The 21,015-nt window shown below is 68.9% G+C and carries 18 protein-coding genes and 1 tRNA gene; 16 read left to right on the top strand and 3 right to left on the bottom strand.

Annotated elements, in window-relative coordinates:
• The first annotated feature begins 113 nt into the window (after positions 1-113).
• From rplU to ACIQM4_RS16915, 4 genes are all read left to right on the top strand, one after another.
• The gene (gene rplU / locus ACIQM4_RS16930; RefSeq protein ID WP_185026398.1) at positions 114-434 is read left to right on the top strand and encodes a 50S ribosomal protein L21; all 321 of its coding nucleotides are present in this window, start codon (positions 114-116) and stop codon (positions 432-434) included.
• A 12-nt stretch (positions 435-446) separates the two neighbouring features.
• Entirely contained in the window at positions 447-704 is a 258-nt protein-coding gene (gene rpmA / locus ACIQM4_RS16925) for a 50S ribosomal protein L27 (RefSeq protein ID WP_401591919.1), read from the top strand.
• Positions 705-870: 166 nt separating this feature from the next.
• Positions 871-2,310 carry a GTPase ObgE gene (obgE, locus tag ACIQM4_RS16920; protein WP_401591917.1) on the top strand — a complete coding sequence of 480 codons (1,440 nt, stop codon included), beginning with the start codon at positions 871-873 and terminating at the stop codon, positions 2,308-2,310.
• Between the two features lie 325 nt (positions 2,311-2,635).
• On the top strand, positions 2,636-4,270 hold the full coding sequence (locus ACIQM4_RS16915) for a glycosyltransferase family 2 protein (RefSeq protein WP_401591915.1): 1,635 nt from the start codon (positions 2,636-2,638) through the stop codon (positions 4,268-4,270).
• A gap of 94 nt (positions 4,271-4,364) precedes the next feature.
• Here the strand turns inward: ACIQM4_RS16915 and ACIQM4_RS16910 are convergent, their stop codons facing one another.
• Both ACIQM4_RS16910 and ACIQM4_RS16905 read right to left on the bottom strand, forming a co-directional pair.
• Entirely contained in the window at positions 4,365-5,510 is a 1,146-nt protein-coding gene (locus tag ACIQM4_RS16910; RefSeq protein ID WP_401591913.1) for a glycosyltransferase, read from the bottom strand.
• Positions 5,507-8,413: a CDP-glycerol glycerophosphotransferase family protein gene (locus tag ACIQM4_RS16905; RefSeq protein ID WP_401591911.1), complete on the bottom strand. Its 2,907-nt coding sequence runs from the start codon at positions 8,411-8,413 to the stop codon at positions 5,507-5,509. The genes ACIQM4_RS16910 and ACIQM4_RS16905 overlap by 4 nt, the downstream gene beginning before the upstream one ends.
• A gap of 190 nt (positions 8,414-8,603) precedes the next feature.
• On the opposite strand from ACIQM4_RS16905, the gene galE reads away from it, so the two are divergent.
• From galE to ACIQM4_RS16875, 6 genes are all read left to right on the top strand, one after another.
• Complete coding sequence (galE, locus tag ACIQM4_RS16900; RefSeq protein ID WP_401591910.1) at positions 8,604-9,578, top strand: UDP-glucose 4-epimerase GalE; 975 nt, start codon at positions 8,604-8,606, stop codon at positions 9,576-9,578.
• A 257-nt stretch (positions 9,579-9,835) separates the two neighbouring features.
• Positions 9,836-10,996 (top strand): glutamate 5-kinase, encoded by a 1,161-nt coding sequence (gene proB / locus ACIQM4_RS16895; RefSeq protein WP_401591908.1) that lies wholly within the window; start codon positions 9,836-9,838, stop codon positions 10,994-10,996.
• Positions 10,997-11,170: 174 nt separating this feature from the next.
• Positions 11,171-11,677 (top strand): hypothetical protein, encoded by a 507-nt coding sequence (locus ACIQM4_RS16890; protein WP_401591906.1) that lies wholly within the window; start codon positions 11,171-11,173, stop codon positions 11,675-11,677.
• 191 nt (positions 11,678-11,868) lie between these two features.
• On the top strand, positions 11,869-13,164 hold the full coding sequence (locus tag ACIQM4_RS16885; RefSeq protein ID WP_401591904.1) for a glutamate-5-semialdehyde dehydrogenase: 1,296 nt from the start codon (positions 11,869-11,871) through the stop codon (positions 13,162-13,164).
• Positions 13,165-13,236: 72 nt separating this feature from the next.
• A complete protein-coding gene (locus ACIQM4_RS16880; protein ID WP_401591902.1) occupies positions 13,237-13,875 on the top strand; it encodes a hypothetical protein in 639 nt (212 codons plus the stop codon).
• 180 nt (positions 13,876-14,055) lie between these two features.
• Positions 14,056-15,360, top strand: a complete 1,305-nt coding sequence (locus tag ACIQM4_RS16875; RefSeq protein ID WP_401591900.1) for a hypothetical protein — start codon at positions 14,056-14,058, stop codon at positions 15,358-15,360.
• Positions 15,361-15,508: 148 nt separating this feature from the next.
• Here the strand turns inward: ACIQM4_RS16875 and ACIQM4_RS16870 are convergent, their stop codons facing one another.
• A complete protein-coding gene (locus ACIQM4_RS16870) occupies positions 15,509-16,633 on the bottom strand; it encodes a M48 family metallopeptidase (protein ID WP_401591898.1) in 1,125 nt (374 codons plus the stop codon).
• 222 nt (positions 16,634-16,855) lie between these two features.
• On the opposite strand from ACIQM4_RS16870, the gene ACIQM4_RS16865 reads away from it, so the two are divergent.
• The 6 genes from ACIQM4_RS16865 to ACIQM4_RS16840 all read left to right on the top strand — a co-directional run bounded on the left by ACIQM4_RS16865 (position 16,856) and on the right by ACIQM4_RS16840 (position 21,002).
• On the top strand, positions 16,856-17,020 hold the full coding sequence (locus ACIQM4_RS16865; protein ID WP_401591897.1) for a hypothetical protein: 165 nt from the start codon (positions 16,856-16,858) through the stop codon (positions 17,018-17,020).
• 50 nt (positions 17,021-17,070) lie between these two features.
• On the top strand, positions 17,071-17,745 hold the full coding sequence (gene nadD / locus ACIQM4_RS16860) for a nicotinate-nucleotide adenylyltransferase (protein WP_401591895.1): 675 nt from the start codon (positions 17,071-17,073) through the stop codon (positions 17,743-17,745).
• A gap of 47 nt (positions 17,746-17,792) precedes the next feature.
• Positions 17,793-19,529 carry an LCP family protein gene (locus ACIQM4_RS16855; RefSeq protein ID WP_401591893.1) on the top strand — a complete coding sequence of 579 codons (1,737 nt, stop codon included), beginning with the start codon at positions 17,793-17,795 and terminating at the stop codon, positions 19,527-19,529.
• Between the two features lie 102 nt (positions 19,530-19,631).
• Positions 19,632-20,081 (top strand): ribosome silencing factor, encoded by a 450-nt coding sequence (rsfS, locus tag ACIQM4_RS16850; protein ID WP_401591891.1) that lies wholly within the window; start codon positions 19,632-19,634, stop codon positions 20,079-20,081.
• 20 nt (positions 20,082-20,101) lie between these two features.
• Positions 20,102-20,794, top strand: coding sequence for a histidine phosphatase family protein (locus ACIQM4_RS16845; protein ID WP_401591889.1), 693 nt, complete (start codon positions 20,102-20,104; stop codon positions 20,792-20,794).
• Between the two features lie 135 nt (positions 20,795-20,929).
• Positions 20,930-21,002, top strand: a tRNA-Ala gene (locus ACIQM4_RS16840).
• Positions 21,003-21,015: the final 13 nt, after the last annotated feature.

Genomic DNA, 21,015 nt, shown 5'->3' with positions numbered 1-21,015 from the left:
CTGAGCAACCCCCTCCCGGAACACCTCGGTGCGTCGGGAGAGGCCGCTCGTCCTGTTCGCGCCGGAAGCGGCTGGCATCAGGGGTCCCGTCTTCGAGTGAGAGTGAGATCCGCGTGTACGCCATCGTGCGCAGCGGTGGTCGCCAGCACAAGGTTGCTGTCGACGACATCGTTGAGGTTGACAAGATTTCCACTGCCAAGGTTGGCGACACGGTCGAGCTTTCGACTCTGCTCGTTGTCGACGGCGACTCCGTCACCAGCGACCCGTGGGTCCTGGCCGGGATCAAGGTCACGGCCGAGGTCGTGGACCACCACAAGGGCGAGAAGATCGACATTCTCCGCTACAAGAACAAGACCGGCTACCGCCGTCGCCAGGGTCACCGCCAGCAGTACACGGCGATCAAGGTCACCGGTATCCCCACGGCTGCGAAGTAAAGGGACTGAGACATGGCACACAAGAAGGGCGCATCGTCCACTCGGAACGGTCGCGACTCCAATGCCCAGCGGCTCGGCGTGAAGCGCTTCGGCGGTCAGGCCGTCAACGCCGGTGAGATCCTGGTCCGCCAGCGCGGCACCCACTTCCACCCCGGCAACGGCGTCGGCCGTGGCGGCGACGACACGCTGTTCGCCCTCGCCGCCGGTGCGGTCGAGTTCGGCACGCACCGTGGCCGCAAGGTCGTGAACATCGTTCCGATCGCCGGCTGAACAAGCCAGCTTTCTTTGCGGACACCGCCTCCCTGAGACGGCCGTCCCGAGCGATACACAGCACGTTCCGAGGGCGGACGCTCTTTCCCGGGCTACGGGGAAGCGTGTCCGCCCTCGGCGTGTTACGTATGTAGACATTCCGCATTACCTGTACTGGAGGACACCCATGACCACCTTCGTGGACCGCGTCGAACTGCATGTCGCCGCGGGTAACGGAGGCCACGGCTGCGCCTCCGTACACCGTGAGAAGTTCAAGCCGCTCGGCGGCCCGGACGGCGGCAACGGCGGACGCGGCGGCGACATCATCCTTGTCGTCGACCAAGCCGTGACCACCCTGCTCGACTACCACCACAGCCCGCACCGCAAGGCCACCAACGGCCAGCCCGGCGCCGGCGACAACCGCTCCGGCAAGGACGGCCAGGACCTCGTCCTGCCCGTTCCCGACGGCACCGTCGTCCTGGACAGGGACGGCAACGTCCTCGCCGACCTCGTCGGCCACGGCACCACCTACATCGCGGGTGAGGGCGGCCGCGGCGGCCTCGGCAACGCGGCCCTGTCCTCGGCCCGCCGCAAGGCCCCCGGCTTCGCGCTGCTCGGCGAGCCCGGCAAGTCCGCCGAGATCGTCCTGGAGCTCAAGACCGTCGCCGACGTGGCCCTGGTCGGCTACCCGAGCGCCGGCAAGTCCTCGCTGATCTCGGTGCTCTCCGCGGCCAAGCCGAAGATCGCGGACTACCCGTTCACGACCCTGGTCCCCAACCTCGGCGTCGTCACCGCGGGCTCCACCGTCTACACCATCGCCGACGTCCCCGGCCTCATCCCCGGCGCCAGCCAGGGCCGTGGCCTCGGCCTGGAGTTCCTGCGCCACGTCGAGCGCTGCTCGGTCCTCGTCCACGTGCTCGACACGGCGACCCTGGAGTCCGACCGCGACCCGATCTCCGACCTCGACATCATCGAGGAGGAGCTCAGGCTGTACGGCGGGCTGGAGGACCGGCCCCGCATCGTCGTCCTCAACAAGATCGACATCCCGGACGGCCAGGACCTCGCGGACATGATCCGCCCGGACCTCGAAGCCCGCGGCTACCAGGTCTACGAAGCCTCCGCCGTGGCCCGCACCGGCCTGAAGGAACTCTCCTTCGCGCTCGCCGAGGTCATCTCCAAGGCCCGCGCCCGCAAGCCGAAGGAAGAGGCGACCCGCATCGTCATCCGGCCCAAGGCCGTCGACGACAGCGGCTTCAAGGTCGTCAAGGACGAGGAAGAGAACGTCTACCGGGTGCGCGGCGAGAAGCCCGAGCGCTGGGTGCACCAGACCGACTTCAACAACGACGAAGCCGTCGGATACCTCGCCGACCGGCTCTCCCGCCTCGGCGTCGAGACCGAACTCATGAAGGCCGGCGCCCGCGCGGGCGACGCCGTCGCCATCGGCACCGACGAGAACTCCGTCGTCTTCGACTGGGAGCCGACCGTCATGGCCGGCGCCGAGATGCTGGGCCGCCGAGGCGAGGACCACCGCCTGGACGAACCGCGCCCCGCGGCCACCCGCCGCAAGGACCGTGAGGCCGAGCGCGACAACTCGCAGAAGGAATACGAAGACTTCAAGCCCTTCTGACGCTCCCGGACCACCTGAGCGCCCCGGACCACCTGGGCGTGGCCCGGACACCGGGGCTTGCCGGGCCCATGGAGGTTTCCCGGGCACATGGGATCTTCTCGGGAACATTGCGTCTTTCCGGGCGCACGGCAGATCTTCGGGAACATCGCATCTTCCCGGGCACACGGCATTTTCCCGGAAACATTGCATCTTTCCCGGAACATGGAAGCTTCCCGGGCACGTTGTAGCTCCACGAAAAGGGGGCCCTGAGGGGCCCCCTTTTCCGGTTCCGCAACAGACGGTCCAGGATGGGGAGCACATCGAAGAGAAGCAGGGGAGTGGCACGGTGGAAACCCGCACAACGCACCACGCGGACGGTGCGGTCAGCGTCGTCGTCATCGTCTACAACGACGCGGCCCACATCACCACGGCCGTCGAGTCCGTGCTCGCACAGGGCGGCGCAGTCGGCGAGGTGATCGTCGTCAACGACGCCTCCACCGACCGCACCCGCGAAACAGTGGACGCACTCGCCGCCCGGCACCCCCTGGTGAAACCCCTGCACCGCACAGAGAACAGCGGCGGCTGCGGCACCCCCCGCAACGACGGCATCGCCGCCGCCACCCGCCCCTACGTCATGTTCCTCGACAGCGACGACATCTACCCGGCAGGCGCCGTGGACGCCCTGCTGGACGCCTCCCAGGACGTCGACGTGGTCGCCGGACAGTGCGTGCGCCGGGAACTGCCCGAGAACCGCGACACCGTGTGGGCCCCCGCCCTCTACGACCCCACAGCCGGAGCCACCCTGCCCGGCACCGTCATGGACGGCGTCGCCGACCACCCCGAATTCCTCCTCGACACCCTCTCCGTCAACAAGCTCTACCGCCGCGACTTCCTGCTCGCACACGAAGCGGTCTTCCCCGACGGCGCCTTCCACTACGAAGACTTCGTCTTCACCGCGAAGGTGTACGCGGCAGCCCCCCGCACCGCCGTCATCGCCACCCCGGTGTACGTGTGGCACGTGCGCAGGGACGCCGCCGAACTCTCCATCTCCCTGCGCCGAGACACCATCACCAACTGGGAACACCGCGTGGCGGCCCACCGGCGCGTCGTCGAGGAATTCCGCAAGGCCGACGCCCCCGACGCCCTCACGACCGCCGCACAGACCAAATTCCTCGACTATGACCTGCCCATGTACGTACGGGAGCTGCCGCAGCGCACCGCGACCTACCGGGCCGACTGGTGGCGCGCCACACGCGCCTACCTCACCACCTTCGACGAAGCGGCGTACACGGCGGCCCAGGCCCCGTCCCGCTGGCTCGCGCGCGCCGTCGTCGCCCGGGACGCCCCCGCCGAACTGGATCGGGTCGTCGCACTCGCCGCGCAACCCCCGCGGCTGCTGCCACCCGACCGCACGAACACATCCGGAACGCCGGTGCTCGCCGAAGGCCCACCCGAGGTGGAACTCGACGGCCTCACCGAACTGCCCGCCGAGAAGCTGCCGCTGACGGTCGACGGCACGGTGACCGTGGGTCGCTCACTCGGGTTCACCCTGAACGTACGGGAACTCCACGGCCTGCTCGGCCCGTTGCAGCCACAACGGCTCCTGCTGCGCCTCACCGACCAACGGGACAACCGACCCGCCGTGGAATGCGAACAACCCCTGCGGCACACCGACGCCGACGGCTGGCAGGCACGGTTCGACGTACGGACACGCGACCTGGCGGACCAGGCACGGCTGACGGCCTGGCGGGTGCACGTCGAAGTGGTGTGCGCCGACGGAACCCGCATCCCCGCCGAGGTCCGGGCCGCGACCCCGGCCGCCGCCCGCCGCAGTGTCGTGCTCGGCGCCGGCCTGCCCCTGCTCGTCCAGGCGCACGTCACACCGCGCCGCGCCCTCATGGTCCGGGTGGTGGGTGGCGTACAGGGCGGCCTCGACGTCGCGGGCCGCCGCCTCAAGCGGCTGGCACGCAAGGTGCGGTGACGCGAGGGGGCAAGAGCGAAGCCCCTGCCCGCGACGGCGGACAGGGGCTCCTCGGTGCTCACACTGCGCGGCGACCACCACTGTGGGGGTTCACTCACCGCTCCAGGAAGGTGAAGAGTTCTTCCCACTGCTGAGTGATCGACCCCGGCGCATACCGCCGTACGTTCTCCCTGGCCAGATCGCCCATCCGGTCCCGCATCTCCTGGTCCTGCATCATCCGCACCAACTGCCGCGCCAACTCCGAGGTGTTGCCCGGCCGGGCCAACAGACCGTCCACCCCGTCCTGGACGATCTCGTGAACACCGGGCGCGCAGTCGAACGCCACGCACGGCACCCCGCACGCCATGGCCTCCAGCAGTGCCAGCGGGAAACCCTCACCGCGCGAGGACTGCGCGAACACGGACGCCCCGTGCAGCGCCCCGACCACGTCGCGGGTCTGGCCGGCCCACTCCACCGACGAGTCCAGACCCAGCTCGGACGCCTGCTTCTTGAGCGACTGCTCAAGCTCGCCCGCCCCGTACAACTTCAGCGTCCAGCCCGGCGCCTGGACGGACGCCTCCGCCCAGGCGTCGAGCATCATGTCGAGGCCCTTCTGGTGGCTGAGCCGCCCGATACTGACGACGGTCTTCTCCGTACGGGGAGAAACAGTTTCCGGCATCATCGGCAGCGGGTTCGGCATGAACCCGACGTTGTTGAGCCCCTTGACCGCCCACTGGTCGGCGTCCTCCTGCGTGAGCAGCAGCAGCCGGTCGACGTCCCTGTAGTGCTGCTGAACACGCCCGAAACGCGACGACTGCCGCGAGTACGCGTAACTCTCGTGACTCATGCCGATGACCGGGTGACCCGCGGTGTCGGCGAGCGCCACCCACTCCATCGCCCACACCTGGGTGACGACGATCATCGCGCCGGGGGAAGCCGCCTGGAACATCCGGGAGAGCTTCGCGGAAGCCTCCCGCATCCCAGCCTCACGCCGCGAGTTGTGCAGCCGGGCACCCACGTCGACCGAGCCCCGCACCCCGGCCGCGGGCCTGCGCCCGGCCGGCCTGGCGTCGTACAACGTGACCGTCTCGAACGGCGGGTCGTCCCCGAGGTCCATCGCGACCTCGGCAGGAGCAATTCCGACGATCGTGACCCGGTGCCCGCGCCCGGCCAGCAGAGAAGCCATCTGGGCCTGCCAGCGGGCCACACCGCCGAGCTCGTCGACCTCGTTGGCCACGAAGAAGATGTCGCGTCGGGTCATTTGGCCCGGCCCCTTCCCGCGAAGAAACGGTCGACGATCCGGGCCGCGGCGTCACCGTGGTCGTACTCGCCGAACTTGTCCACGAACTCCTTCACCTGCGGCCCGTACTGCGTCCGCACGCCGTCCAGGTCCTCCAGGACCCCGTACAGCGACTCCTCGTCACGCGGCACGGGACCGGGCGCCGTCTCCAGGAGGTTGAAGTACGTGCCGCGGATGTCCTGCGAGTACTCCTCCCAGTCGTACGCGAAGAAGATCATCGGTCGCTGCAGCAGCGCATAGTCGAACATCACCGAGGAGTAGTCCGTGATCAGTACGTCCGCGGCCAGGAGCAGCGGCGTGATGTCCGGCTCCTCCGAGACGTTGACGACGCGCCCTGCCATCGCCGGCGGCAGCGACACCTGGTTGAGGTAATGCGTACGCACCAACAGCGTGAACTTGTCACCGAAGTGTTCGGCGAACTTCTCGATGTCGAAGGGAAACTCGAACTTCCGCACCTTGCCCTGGGCGTTGGCCCGGAACGTCGGCGCGTACAGCACCACCGGCAGGTCCGCACGGATGCCGAGGCGCTCCTTGACCTCCTTCACCTGCGGGCTCTCCACCGTGGCGTCACGCCCGTTCACCAGGGCGTCGTTACGCGGGTAACCGGTGCGCAACAGCTTGGACTCCGGCATCCGGTACGCGCGTGCCAGCGTGCGCACATCGTGCTCGGTACGCACCACGAAGTGGTCGAACCGGTCGAGCGACGCCTGGTAGGTGGCCTGCTCGCCCTCCGACATCAGCCGGTAGCCGGGCTCGTCGAAGCCCATGCGCTTGAGCGCGGAACCGTGCCAGGTCTGGATGTACGTCGTCTCGGGACGCTTGCGGAGCTTCAGCGGGAAGCCCTGGTTGTCGATCCAGAACTCGGCCTGTGCGAGCGCCCTCAGATACTTCCAGGACCACCTCTGCACCAGTTCCACGTCGTCCGGGAAACCGGTGGGCCTGGCACCCGCGTACGACCAGATCGCGTGGATCGGCGTACCTCGGCGCTTCAGCTCCTCGTAGATGGCGCGAGGACTGTCGCTGTACTGCTTGCCCAGGTGGCTCTCGAAAACAACGGTGCCCTTGCGAATGGGCAGCGCCTTGACCATGCGGTGGTAACCGTCGATCTTGCGGGCACCGGAATTGAGGTCCTTGCGCACGTCACGCGCCTTGCGGTACGTCTTCTTCGCGAACCGGGCCGGCAGGCTGTCCATGTTGTCGCGGATCAGCGCGCGCGCCTTCTGCGAGGCGGCACTGTGCTGCACGAGATGGAACGCCAGATGGCCGCGCCCGGAGACCTCTGCCTCTATACGGTCGCCCGCCAGCCGCGTCAGCCGGGGCCTGACCTGGACGATGCCGGTCCGCTCGATGTCGGCCGCGCCGACCGTGACGGCGCTCACCGTGGTCCTGCCGTCCACCGTCAGGTGCAGCCGTACGTTCCACACGTCGTCCACGATGCCCAGCGGACGCAGTTCCTTGGCCAGCGGCAGGGAGGCTTCCCAGCGCACCCGGTCGCCGTCGAGACGGACGCTGCGCACGGGGAAGCGGAACGTCTGGAGGCTGGTGCGGCGCGCCTTGAGGACGATCTCCGCGGACAGCTTCGACTCCGGCTTGATCTTGTCCAGCGGATTGACGATCGCACCGCCGAGGACGACCTCGGTGGACCTCTCGTCGTAACCCGTCAGGCTGTTGCGCAGGTCCAGCCGCTCCACCCGCCTCGTGTGGTAACCGAGGTCGGTGACGTCGAGCAGGGCGCGGGCGTGCGGATCCTCCAGGTGCTCCTCGCACCAGTAGATCCGGCCGTCCTTCTCCACCAGGGGCACCGCGAGCTTGTTCCTGTTGAGGAGCATGTCGATCGCGGGCATCAGGTTGTCCCAGTCCTCCTGCAGGAGGAGGTACGCGCAGATGGCGTGGGCGGGGTGCAGCTCGCTGTACGCCTCGGGGGCGAAACCCTGGACGTAACTGCGCGCCATCTCCGCGAAGGCGTGCCGATAGGCGTCGTCGAGGAACGGCAGTTCGCGCAAGTAGAGGACCAGGTCGTGCTTCAGGAACTTGCTGTCCTTGTGCAGCTTCAGGTCGTCCATGGAACGGGACTTGAGAATCTTGTCGATCCGACGGTGGATCTCGACCCGGTCCGCAAAGTTGTTGATCTCGTTGCGGCGATTACTGATCGACTTCTTCTCGGTCTTCTCGACCACATTCCAGTAATAAACAGTGTTCGGAATGAGGGTGATGCGGGAAGCCGCCAGGTACGCCTGGGCGGAGAAAAGCAGGTCCTCGTAGTGGATCCGCTTCGGGAAGGCGAGGTTGCTCTCGATCAGGAATTCGCGCCGATAACACTTATTGGTCGACAGGGTGTCGAACACCAACAGGTCGGGGAGTTCCGCGACGGAGTCGATCGTGCGCGTGGAGTTGTAGAGCCAGCGGTACCACTCGGTCGTCTTGCCGTGCCTGCTGTCGACGTGGACCCGCAGGCACATGCCGGACACCAGGTCCGCGCCCGTGGTCTCGGCGGCCTCCAGCATGTTGCGGCACGCGTTGAGCTCCAGCGTGTCGTCGCTGTCGAGGAACATCACATAGCGGCCGCGCGCCACCGCGATGCCCTGGTTGCGCGGCTCCCCGCAACCACCGCTGTTCTCCTCCAGCTGGATCGCCCGGACCCGGTCGGGGTGTGCGGCGCTGAGTTTCTTCGCCACCTCGTACGAACCGTCGGTGGAGCAGTCGTCCGCGACAATCACTTCGACGTTGTGCAGCGTCTGGTCCAGAACCGACTGCACGGCGGTGGGCAACCGGTCGGCATCGTTGTAGACGATGACGACAACACTGATGTCCGGCACGGTCGTCGGCGGGCTGTCCGGCGAGGGAGACGGGCTTGACAAGGCCACCTCTGTGTTCACGTCCTCGGTACGTTTCGATTACTGACCCCTCACAACTGCGGTATGCGAGGGACGGCCAACTGGAGCAGCCTTGAAGGATTTCGACACTCCTGGCCAGGCTAGCCTACGAGTGAAGGCGCCCAGTCCCTGCCCAGAGATGGCCTGATCGGTGATCAATGCTGCTCTGTATAGTGCCTCTATGACTTGGCTGGTAACTGGCGGTGCGGGATACATCGGTTCACACGTGGTAAAGGCGCTCGCCGAAGGCGGTGAAAGCGTCGTCGTGCTGGACGATCTGAGCACCGGAGACGTGGCCCGTATTCCGGCGGGTGTTCCCCTGGAGCGCGGATCGGTCCTCGACCGTCCCCTCCTCGACGACGTACTGCGCAAGCACACCGTCACCGGTGTGGTGCATATCGCCGCGAAGAAGCAGGTCGGCGAATCCGTCGAGCGGCCACTGTTCTACTACCACGAGAACGTGGTCGGCCTGCAGACCGTCCTGGAGGCCTCCGTGGCCGCCGGAGTGAAGCAGTTCCTCTTCTCCTCCTCCGCCGCCGTGTACGGGATGCCCGACGTCGACCTCGTCACCGAGGACACCCCCTGCCTGCCCATGAGCCCGTACGGCGAGACCAAGCTCGCGGGCGAGTGGATGGTCGAGGCCGTCGGCAAGGCACACGGCATGGCCACCGCCTGCATGCGCTACTTCAACGTCGCGGGCGCCGCCTCGCCCGAACTCGGCGACCCCGGAATCTTCAACCTCGTCCCGATGGTGTTCGAGCGGCTCGACGCCGACAAATCGCCGCTGATCTTCGGCGACGACTACTCGACGCCCGACGGCACTTGCGTCCGTGACTACATTCACGTCGCCGACATCGCCTCCGCGCACGTCGCGGCCGCCCGCAAGCTGGTCGCCGACCCCGACGCCCGGCTCATCCTCAACATCGGCAAGGGCGAAGGCGTCTCCGTCGCCGAAATGATCGACCTCATCCGCGAGGTCAGCGGCCGCGAGGACATCAAGGCCGAGATCGCCCCGCGCCGGGCCGGCGACCCCGCCCGGGTGGTCGCAGCCGCCGACCGCATCCACGGCGAACTCGACTGGGAAGCCCGCCACAGCGTGCGGGAAATGGTCGAATCCGCGTGGGCGGGCTGGCGCCACCGCCACCCGCAGGGCTGACCTGCCGCACACTCGACAAGTTGACGGCGGGCCCCGGAAGAACTCTCCGGGGCCCGCCGTCTTGCGTACGCCGCGGGTTTTCCGCCGCCGTAATTACGCCGCTGTGTGTCCGCCGCCGTGCTTACGCCGCTGTGTGTCATGTGTCCGCCGTCGTGCGTCACAGAGCCGCCCCTCGCCGGAGCGTCCGGCAACCGGAACGCACAGGCGGCCCGGCGGGCCCCTCACGTACATTGCGGGAAACAGGGCCGAGCAAGGGGATGACGCAGGTGTCAGGGGAAAGCGACCGGGCGGCACAGGGCACGAGGCAGGACGTCACCGAAGCACGCAGGGTCGTGATCAAGATCGGCTCGTCCTCGCTGACGACCGCCTCCGGCGGCCTGGACGCGGACCGGGTGGACGCCCTTGTCGACGTACTCGCCAAGGCCAGGAGCGGCAGGGCCCGGGAGATCGTGCTCGTGTCCTCCGGAGCCATCGCCGCCGGGCTCGCCCCCCTCGGGCTCGCCCGCCGTCCCAAGGACCTGGCCCGCCAGCAGGCCGCGGCCAGCGTCGGCCAGGGCCTCCTCGTCGCCCGCTACACCGCCTCCTTCGCCCGCTACGGCGTACGCGTCGGCCAGGTCCTGCTCACCAGCACCGACACCAGCCGCCGCGCGCACTACCGCAACGCCTACCGAACCCTCGACCAGCTCCTCGCCATGGGCGCCCTGCCGATCGTCAACGAGAACGACACCGTCGCCACCGACGAGATCCGGTTCGGCGACAACGACCGTCTCGCAGCCCTCGTCGCCCACCTCGTACGCGCCGATCTGCTGGTGCTCCTTTCGGACGTCGACGGCCTGTACGACGGAGATCCGGCCAGGCCCGGCACCTCCCGCATCGCCCAGGTCACCGGACCCCAGGACATCGCCCACGTACAGATCGGCAGCGCGGGCAAGGCCGGCGTCGGCACCGGCGGCATGGTCACCAAGGTCGAGGCCGCCCGTATCGCCGCAGCCGCAGGGATCCCCGTCGTCCTCACCTCCGCCACGCACGCCGCAGACGCACTCGCCGGAGGGGACACCGGAACCTACTTCCACCGCACCGGCCGCCGCAGCGCGGACCGACTGCTGTGGCTCGCGCACGCCTCCACCCCGCAGGGCGCACTCACCCTCGACGACGGCGCGGTACGGGCCGTCGTCGAACGGCGCACCTCCCTGCTGCCCGCCGGTATCGCCTCGGTCGAAGGCGAGTTCGGCGCGGGCGACCCGGTGGAGCTGCGTGACAGCAGCGGCCGGGCCGTCGCCCGCGGTCTGGTCAACTTCGACGCCAAGGAACTTCCGCAACTGCTCGGCCGGTCCACCCGCGACCTCGCCAAGGAACTCGGTCCCGCCTACGAACGCGAGGTCGTGCACCGCGACGACCTGGTACTGCTGCACCGCTGACAGACCGGCCCGCACGTGCGCAAGAAAAGCTGCCGCACCCGTGCACAGCGTCCACCAAACGGCCGAAAGTCCAGCCTCACGGTGGAGACCTTAAGGAAAACCCCCCGCATCCGGCTCCGGACTGGTCAACTTTGTTGCGGGGATACAGCACACATACGCATCAGGAGGCCGCCGGTGAGACGAGCGCGCCCGGGGGCGCCGCCCCGAGGGACAGCCGAGCGAGCCTTGACGAGCGTCGGGGCAGGCGCGGACTTCGACGACGGCGACGAAGGACGGGAAGGCCCCGACGCCACAGGGAGCAGGGAACCCGGCCCCAGCAAGCGAGGACAGGACACCGAGCGGTCCCGCCTCTGGTACATCACTCTCAGCGTCTCCGGCACGGACACGCCTCTCACCGAGGTGCGCCGCGGCCTCGAACAGCTCGCCCACGACCACCCCTTCCTGCTGACCAGCCGCTACGCCGGCGACCACGCGGAGATCCGCTACTGGGAAGAGGCCCGCGACCTGCACGACGCCGCCGCCGTCGCTCTGCGCCTGTGGGGCGAACACCGCTCGACGGCGAAACTGCCGCCCTGGGAGATCGTCGGCCTCGAAGTCATCGACCGCGACACCTACCACCAGCGGGTGGCCGAGGGGTACGGACCACCCCCCGCCGCCCCTGTCGGCGTGCACCCGTACTGAGGCCGGCACCCGCAGCGGGCGCACTCGTACTGAGACCCGCGCCCGCAGCGGCGTACCCGCCCGTACTGGGACCGGCACCGGGCACCGGGGCTGCGCGGGCGGCGGTCCGGCCTGCCCGGCAGGTGTCCGGTGGCCGTCTCGGAGTCCGGGACGGCCACCGGGTACCGAGGGCACCGGATTACGCTGCGGGCATGACCTCGCACACCGCTCCCGCCGACGCCACCGCCGACCGTTCACCGGTCCTCGCCGCCGCCTCCCGGGCTCGGGAGGCCGCCGCCGCGCTCGCCCCGCTGCCGCGAGCCGCGAAGGACGCGGCCCTCCTCGCGGTCGCCGACGCACTCCTCACCCGTACGGACGAGGTCGTCGCCGCCAACGCCGAGGACGTCGCACGCGCGCGGGAGGCGGGCACCGCGGAATCGGTTGTCGACAGGCTCACCCTCACCCCCGCGCGGGTACGAGCCATCGCCTCCGACGTACGGGACGTGGCGGCACTGCCCGACCCGGTAGGCGAGGTGGTACGCGGCTCGACCCTGCCGAACGGCATCGACCTGCGACAGGTACGGGTGCCGCTCGGCGTCGTCGGCATCATCTACGAGGCACGTCCCAACGTCACCGTCGACGCCGCCGCCCTCTGCCTCAAGTCGGGCAACGCCGTACTGCTGCGCGGCTCGTCCTCCGCGTACGCCTCCAACACCGCCCTTGTACGTGTGGTCCGTGACGCCGTCGAAGGAGCGGGGCTGCCCGCCGACGCCGTCCAGCTCGTCCCCGGCGAATCCCGCGACTCGGTACGCGAACTGATGCGCGCCCGCGGACTCGTCGACGTCCTCATCCCGCGCGGCGGCGCCTCCCTTATCCGCACGGTCGTCGAGGAGTCCACCGTCCCCGTGATCGAGACCGGCACCGGCAACTGCCATGTGTACGTGGACGCCACCGCCGACATCGACATGGCCGTCGACATCCTGGTCAACTCCAAGACGCACCGCGTCAGTGTCTGCAACGCCGCCGAAACGCTCCTTGTCCACAAAGACATCGCGGACAGTTTCCTGCCGGCGGCGCTGGACGCCCTGGCAGCGGCGGGAGTCACTGTCCACGCCGATGAAAGTGTTCTGACTTTCGCCGAAGGTTCGAAGGCCACCGTCGTACCGGCCGTCGAGGAGGACTGGGAGAACGAATACCTCTCCTACGACATCGCCGCAGCGGTCGTCGAATCCCTCGACGACGCCGTCACGCACATCCGCCGCTGGTCCTCCGGCCACACCGAGGCCATCGTCACCACCTCGCAGGCCGCCGCCCGCCGCTTCACACAACTCGTCGACTCCACAACCGTCACTGTGAACGCCTCGACCCGGTTCACCGACGGCGGACAGTTCGGCTTCGGCGCCGAAATCGGGATCTCCACCCAGAAGCTGCACGCGCGCGGACCCATGGGGCTGCCCGAACTGACCTCCACGAAATACATCGTGACGGGCGACGGCCACATCCGCTGACCCGCCTCCCGCCGGCCCCTCCGCGTCGCCCGTTCCCTGCCCAAAACAACCAACCGGGTCTACGCTGAACGGGTGCCGGACGACGTGGAGGGCAAGCCGTTCCCGGATGGCTGGGAGCCCGACGACGACCGCGGGGGCGCGGACGAGGACTTCGCCGCCGTGGTTTTCGACGAGGCCTTCGTCAAAGCCGCGGACATTCATGAACCGAGCGCGGTGGAGCGACTGTTGGCCGCCGCTGAGGCGCGCGCGGACGCCGACGCCGCCGCCCGCGCCAGGGCCCGCCGGCGCCCCGACGACGAACCCTACGACCCGCTCGACCCCCGCGACCCGTACGCGCCCTACGGCCTCGGCGGCCACAGTGACGGCGAGGGACGCGACACCTGCGCGGACGGAGTCTTCGTGGGGCCGTACGGGCCCTATGGCAGGCACGGCGGCGCCATGCGCCCGTACCGCAACTCCGCGCGCTGGCACCGCCCCGTCGCGTGGCTGCTCGCCCTGCTGATGGGCATCGGCATCATCGCCTTCGCCTATTCCGCCGTCTACCGGGGCGCGTCCGACAGCCGTGACGGACAGGCACCGGCGCCGGCGTCCACCGAGGTCGACAACCCCACCCCCGGGTCCGCTGCCACAACGGGCACGACCGGAGGCGTGCCGTCCGTATCGGCGGAATACCGGGCCCCGGCAGCCTCCGCCCAGCCACGCACCCCCTGAATGCCCCGGCCGAAAATTCGGGAATGGCCGAATCTCTCGCCGAAACCTTCAACACATCCGAAACAGTTGGAAGTTCTCCCGAAGTTCTGCTGTTCCGGGGCGTTTACCTTCGCTTCCCGCGACCTACCCTGAAAGGGAGACTCTCTCCCCACCGCAGGGCCCAGTGCTCAGGGAGAAGCGATGGCAGGTCGATCGGACCCGCCCGAGGGCACCCCGCCCGAGGGCCTCCCCAACAGTGGTGACGACGACTACCGATCCGTCGTATTCGACGAATCGTTTGTCCGCGCCGCCCAACTCCAGGAATTCTCCGCCTCGGAGCGGGCCGGCTACCACGCACCCGCGGTCCGCACCCTCGCCCCGACGGCCGCGCCACCCCCGACGGCAGGCAACGGTCGCAAACAGGTGTTCCTGATGATGCTGCTCGTGGTACTGGCTTTCAGTACGGCGATCTACATGGGCATACGCACTCCCGTGTCACCGGCCCTGGAACGCCACGCCGAGGCACTACGCGCGACCGTCGTGCCGCTGACACCCAAGGCGCAGGTTCCCGGGGGCAGGCCCGCGGACCTCTTTCTGCACAGCCCGGCCGCACAGTTCCGCACCGGCGCCGAGGGCATCCAGTTACCGGTTCCCCGGAGCACGCCGCACTTCTCAGAGAGTCAGGTCATGGCCGCCCTGACCATCGCCAAGGACTACCTGGTCCAGTCGTCCGTCGACCCGGAAGTCCTGACGGGCGGGGCGATCCGCCCCGTACGACTGCTCCTCGACCCGGACCAACAGGAACAGTTCGACGCGAGCTTCGCCACCGATCAGAACGGCGGACCGGGCACTGATTCCGGCAGCGACACCGCTTCCGGGCTCGACACCGACTCGGGGACCGACACCGAGTCCGGCAGCGACACGGAGTCGGGTGTCGGCACCGGTTCTGGATCCGGCAGCACCTCCGGCCGTGGACAGGACGACGCCCGCGGCAGCCGGTCAGGAACCGGCACTGCGGCCGGTGGCTGGATGGTCCGCTTCGACCCGGACAAGGTCGCTCTCGCAGGGGCGGCGCGGGTGAACGGCACGCTGCGGGCCGTCGAGACCGGCCCCGACATCCTTGACGTAACCACCGACCACACCTTCGTCTACCCGCTGCGCCCCGCCGCCCGCCCCGGCAGCGGCGCCGAACAGGCCGACGCCGCGTCACTGTTCACCGTCCGCCGCGAACTGCACTTCCGTTACGACGCGGAAGACCTGCGACGCCACCGGGCGGAACTGCTCACCTCGTACACCGCGGCAGGTCCGCAGGCGTGCTCCGCCGCCCCGCAGACGCGGTCCTGGCAGCCCCTGCTGGCGGGAGAGCGGGCGCCGGCGACGGGCCCCGGAGCGAAGTCTCCTGCCGAGGTTCCCACGGGCACCGACCCGTACGCCACAGGTACGCCGGCGGGACCGGCCTGCGGCACCCTGGCACCGGAGGCCATGCCGACGCCGCGGTCACGCTGAGCGGGGGAGGACCGGACTCCTGGGAGTGGGGCGCCCCCTCGGTACGGGAGCGGGGCCCGCGCCCCGTTCCCGTACCGCAACAGCCTTTTCCGGCCTCGGTCCCGACCACCCCCCGGGTGCCGTCGTGGACGCTCTCGCAGGCGTTGTCTCAGGCCCCGTCTGCGGGCCCGGTCGCGCCGGACCCCGACGAACCGGACCCGGAGGAACCGGAGCCGTTGCCTCCGCCGAACTTCCCTCTCAGCCTGCCGCCCAGGTCGCCCGCACCGCCCGCGAGGTCGCCGACCAGCTTCATCAGCGGGTCCTTGCTGGTGCGGACGGTGTCCGCGTAGTGCGTCGCGGACTCCTTGAAGGAGTCCGTCACCGATGTGTTCCTGTCCTCGTCCCGCCGCGGGTAGTGGCCGTCCATGATTCGCTGGTGGTCGCGGCTCTCGGACCACTTCTTCAGCTCCGCCGCCCGCACAGTGGTGAACGGGTGCGAACGCGGCAGCACATTCATGATCTTAAGAACGGAGTCGCGCAGGTCCCCGCCCTCCTCGTACTCCTGCGCCTGCTTCAGGAACGCGTCCACGTTCATCTCGTGCAGGTGATTGCCGCCCGCAATTTTCATCAGCCCCCGCATCGACGCCTGGAGGTCCTGGCCCACCAGCAGCCCCGCCCGGTCCGCCGACAGCTCCGACTTGCGGAACCACTCGCGCAGCGCCGTGATGATCGCCATGATCGCGATGTTGCCCAGCGGGATCCACGCCACCTTCAGCGCGAGACTCGTCAGGAACAGCAGAACCGTCCGGTACACCGAGTGCCCGGACAGCGCGTGCCCGACCTCGTGCCCGACGACCGCCCGCATCTCCTCCTCGTCGAGGAGCTCCACAAGACCTGTCGTCACGACGATGATCGGCTCGTCAAGGCCGATACACATCGCGTTGGGCTTCGGATCCTGCGTGACGTACATCGCCGGAACCTTCTCCAGGTCCAGGATGTAACAGGCGTCCCGCAGCATGGAATTGAGGTGCGCGAACTGTTCGTCACTCACCCGCACCGAGTCGGACAGGAACAGCAGCCGCAGACTCCGCTCCGGCAGCAGTCCGCTCAGCGCCTTGAAGACCGTGTCGAACCCGCTCAGCTTGCGCAGTGCCACCAGGGCGGACCGGTCCGCCGGGTGTTCGTACGCACGGGAGGAGATTCCCGGGAACCGCCTTCGCTGCCGGCCGGGCAGATTCTTCCGGCCGACGCCCTCCCCGTTGCCCCGGCTCTGCTCGTGATTGCCGTCTGTCATGAAAGACCCCCTGCTCTCCTACGAGACACGTCCCGTCCCCCGGACGGCCCCAGCCTAAAGGGGGCCTTCCAGGGTCTCCCTGATGCTGACGCGGCCCCGCCCGGACCGGTTGCCCGGAGAGCCGACATCGCCTCAACGCCTGAGTCGGCGTGAGTGTGCCCGCGACCGCCGCATACGATGATGCCGAAGTCTCCCCTCCGTCTCCCGATAGGTCCGCCGAAGATGAGCCTCCACAGCACCGCAGCCCACCTCGTGACCCTCGCCTCCGGCGAGGCCGAGCACGGCGGCAACCACGAATCCCTCGACCCCCTCATCACCGGCGGCGGCGCATTCATCGCGCTCATGCTGCTGCTCTGGATCACCACCCGCTTCAACCGGGACCGCTGAGCCGGGCCGGGGGACCGGGCCGGGCACACGGGCCAGTAGGGTCTGCACGCATGGGAGAGCAGGTAATGCCTACCGGTCCGGCCGGTACGAGCACGGGCGCGCTGCGCGGCACTGCCGCGACGAGCAGCGCCGACGGCACGGGCAAGCGCAGGATCGGCGTCATGGGCGGTACGTTCGACCCGATCCACCACGGACACCTGGTGGCCGCCAGTGAGGTGGTCGCACTGTTCCACCTCGACGAGGTGGTGTTCGTGCCGACGGGACAGCCCTGGCAGAAGAGCCACAAGGTGGTCACCCCCGCCGAGGACCGTTATCTGATGACGGTCATCGCGACCGCGTCCAACCCGCAGTTCTCGGTCAGCCGCATCGACATCGACCGCGGCGGCCCGACCTACACCATCGACACGTTGAGGGACCTGCGCGCGCTCAATGCCGACGCGGACCTCTTCTTCATCACCGGTGCCGACGCCCTCTCCCAGATCCTCACCTGGCGCGACGCCGAAGAACTCTTCGCTCTCGCCCACTTCATCGGTGTCACCCGTCCGGGCCACGACCTCACCTCTGACGGCCTGCCCGAGGGCGGGGTCTCCCTCGTGGAGGTGCCTGCCCTCGCGATCTCCTCGACGGACTGTCGCGCACGCGTACGCGGGGGCGACCCGGTCTGGTACCTGGTGCCCGACGGCGTGGTCCGCTACATCGACAAGCGCGAGCTGTACCGGGACTGACGGCGAGCGGCACGGAGCAGCAGGAGCAGCACGGAAATGGGGCACCGGTGAACGACCGCCAGAACCCGTACGACCCACACGCGCAGAACCCGTACACCCCGCCCGAGCCGGTAATCATCGGCTACGACGCGTACGGACAGCCGGTGTACCAGCAGGAACCACAACAGCAGACACAGCAACCGCAGCAGCAGTACGACCCGTACGCACAACAACAGGCCCCCGCGCAGCAACAGCAGGCGTACGGCTACGACCCTTACGCGCAACAACCGCAACAGCCGGCCCAGTTCGACCCGTACGCACAACAACCGCCGCAGCAGCAGACACAGCAGCAACCGCCGCAGCAGCAGCACGAGGCGTATGGCTACGACACCGCCCAGCAACAACAGTGGATCCCGCAGCAGGCTCCTGCCCACGAGCCGCAGCAGCCCCGGCAGCCGTCCCGTCCCGCCCCCACGGAACCGCCACGCCCGGCAGCACAAACACCTCAGGAGACGGTGCCCGGCCAGCGCCGGGCCGACGCCCCCGAATACGGGACGCAACAGTTCTCCTTCGTCGAGGAGCCGGACGAGAACTCAGAAGACGTCATCGACTGGCTCAAGTTCACCGAGAGCCGTACCGAGCGCCGTGAGGAGGCCAAGCGCAGGGGCCGCTCCAGGGTCGTCGCGCTCGCCGTCGTCCTCGCACTCGTTGTCGCGGGCGGTGTCGGCTACCTCTGGTACGCCGACAAGTTGCCCGGTCTCTCGTCGGGCAAGAGCGACAAGCCCGTCGCGACAGGCGCACAGAAGCGTGACGTGATCGCCCTGCACCTGCACAACACCAAGCAGCCCGGCATGACGTCGACAGTGCTGCTCGTCGACAACACCAGCACCGGGCAAGGCACCACCGTCCTGCTCCCCAGCACCCTCACTCTCGCCGACGACAACGGCGTCGCCACCACCCTCGCCAAGTCCGTCAGCGACGACGGCGGCACCGGAACGCGCGAATCGCTCGGTACCGCGCTCGGCACCCAGATCGGCGGCACCTGGCGCCTCGACACCCCGTACCTGGAGAACCTCGTCGAGCAGGTCGGCAACATCGAGATCGACACCGACACCACCGTGCCCGACACCAAGAAGGGCGCGGCGCCCGTGGTGACCGCGGGAAAGCAGCAGACCCTCAGCGGCCGCATGGCCGTCGCGTACTCCACCTACCGCGCGCCCGGTGAACCCGAGAGCAAACAGTTGGCCCGTTTCGGAGCGGTCGTGCAGGGAGTTCTGAAGAAGATCTCGGACGACCCGCAGACCGCCGTCGTCACCGTCCGGAACCTCGCCCAGATCCTCGACCCGTCGCTGCCGGAGAAGTCCCTCGCAGCTTCCCTGGCAAAGCTCGCCGGACACGCCAAGAAGGGCGCCTACCGCACCGTGCTGCTGCCGGTCGGAAACGACGGGCGGATCAGCGCCGCCGACACGGTGGTCAAGACCGTTCTCGGCGGTGTCGCCACCACCCCGGAGCAGGGCGCTTCCGTACGGGTGGGAGTACGCAACGGCAGCGGGAATCCATCCGCTACGGAGGCCGCCCGGATCGCCCTGGTCAACGGCGGTTACACCTTCGCCGACGGCGGGAACGCGGCCACCGCGGCGGCCTCGCGGGTGAGCTACGGCGACGCCGCGCAGAAGCCGAAGGCCGAGGAGGTCGCCAAGACCCTGGGGCTGCCCGCCACCTCTGTGACCCAGGGCACCGTCGCACCCGCCGCAGAGGTGTCCGTAGTCCTGGGCCAGGACTACACGGTTCCCTCCCGGGGATAGCCCGCCTCGCGGCCCGATGCCCCGCCGGGAAACTCCGGCGGGGCATGTCAGCAGTACGTGAGACCCTTGTGGTAATCACCGACCGCCGACGAAAGCCTGCTTGTGACCGCCACTGACCGTTCCATCGAGCTCATCAACGCCGCCGCACAGGCGGCCGCCGACCGGCTCGCGCACGACATCATCGCGTACGACGTCAGCGACGTGCTGTCCATCACGGACGCCTTCCTGCTCGCCTCCGCGCCCAACGACCGCCAGGTCAAGTCGATCGTCGACGAGATCGAGGAGAAGCTCAGCAAGGAGCTCGGCGCCAAGCCGGTCCGCCGCGAGGGCGACCGCGAGGCCCGTTGGATCCTCCTCGACTACGTCGACATCGTGGTGCACGTCCAGCACAGCGAGGAGCGCGTCTACTACGCGCTGGAGCGCCTGTGGAAGGACTGCCCCGAGATCGCCCTGCCCGAGGACGCTGTGAAGACCCGCGGCCAGGCCGAGGAGCACGCCAAGCTGAACCCCGCGGGTGAGCTGGACGGAGACCTGAACGGAGACCGGTTCTGAACAGCACGGGGCCGGACGGCGTGAGCACGAACAGTACGACCGCGGAGCAGACGGGCAGCGGCAGTGCGGCGCACCCGCACCGGGGCCGCCGCATCGTGCTGTGGCGGCACGGCCAGACCTCCTGGAACCTGGAACGCCGCTTCCAGGGCAGCACCGACATCGCGCTCACGGACACGGGTGTCTCCCAGGCACGCCGGGCCGCCCGCCTGCTCGCTTCGCTGAAGCCGGACGCGATCGTCGCGTCCGACCTCCGGCGGGCCGCGGACACGGCAGCTGAACTGGCAGCTCTGACCGGGCTCGAAGTCACGCACGACGCCGGCCTGCGCGAGACGTACGCGGGCGCCTGGCAGGGCCTCACGCACGACGAGATCGTCGACCGGTACGGCGACCAGTACGCCGCGTGGAAGCGCGGCGAGGCGGTCAGGCGTGGTGGCGGCGAACTGGAGACAGAGGTCGCCGACCGGGCCGCCCCCGTCGTCCTGGCGCACGCCGACAAGCTCGCCGACGCCGCCACCCTGGTCGTCGTCAGCCATGGCGGCACCATCCGTACCACCATCGGCCGGCTCCTCGGCCTGGAGTCGCACCACTGGGAAGGCCTGGGCGGCCTTTCCAACTGCTGCTGGTCCGTCCTCGGTGAGGGCGCCCGCGGCTGGCGTCTCATGGAGCACAACGCGGGGACGCTCCCGGAACCCGTGCTCGGGGACGACGACTGAACCGTCCCCGGACCGTTTCCGGGAGACGCCGGGACGGCGGTCGACCCGGATTTCACTTTCCGGCAGGTCGCAGGCTAGAGTTCTTCTTGTTCGCAGCGCAGAGCGGGAACAAACCGCACAGCACCAAGAACACGCGGGGCTATAGCTCAGTTGGTAGAGCGCCTGCATGGCATGCAGGAGGTCAGGAGTTCAATTCTCCTTAGCTCCACAATCAAGATCCC

This window comes from Streptomyces sp. NPDC091272, assembly GCF_044757485.1.
Lineage (GTDB): Bacteria > Actinomycetota > Actinomycetes > Streptomycetales > Streptomycetaceae > Streptomyces.
The sequence above is the reverse complement of the archived record's forward strand: the minus strand, read 5'-3'. Positions and strand labels throughout refer to the sequence as shown.